This window comes from Halorubrum sp. Atlit-28R (genome assembly GCF_003665955.1).
Lineage (GTDB): Archaea > Halobacteriota > Halobacteria > Halobacteriales > Haloferacaceae > Halorubrum > Halorubrum tropicale.
In genome coordinates this window covers 1-526 of sequence record NZ_QPLS01000132.1, presented here as the reverse complement: position 1 = coordinate 526, position 526 = coordinate 1, and the positions used below count along the sequence as shown (strand labels likewise).

Genomic DNA, 526 nt, shown 5'->3' with positions numbered 1-526 from the left:
ATGAAATCATTGCTCACGCACGGCTGGTGGGTGCGGAATGCAGCGCCGACCAGTCCGCGTCCTTGCGGCGTATCCTGTGCGATCGAAATGCGCGCATCAAGCAGCAATTGCTTGCCGCCTCCGGCCACAGCAGCCACTTTTATACTGGTGTGGTGGGCATCCGGAACAATGACTGCCGTGGTGATGAACTTGCCTCCATGCACCGCCGCATCGCATACTTGCTGAAAAAGCGATTCAGGCGATTCTGCGTGCAGGATCGCCTCGTTGGTGGCGCTGAGCGCGGCGTACATCCGGCTATGGCGCCGCGCGGATTCTTCCACCCGCTTGCGAGCAGTAATCTCGCGCGCGATGCTGACGATGATCGTACTCTGGCCAGAGCGGATGGCGCGCCGTTGCAGCTCGAAATCGAATTTACTGCCATCCTTGTTTCGCGCGATGCTTTCGGACCGACTGCCTTTACGACCGTTTACGATGACATCGTCGTACACTTGCTCCAGCGTGGTCCGGTCGACCAGCAGCAAATCAT

General features: G+C 58.7%; 1 protein-coding gene. It reads right to left on the bottom strand.

Annotated features, from left to right (window positions below; genetic code table 11):
- On the bottom strand, positions 1-526 hold a 526-nt coding region (locus tag DVK06_RS17170; RefSeq protein ID WP_158600111.1), incomplete at both ends, for a PAS domain S-box protein.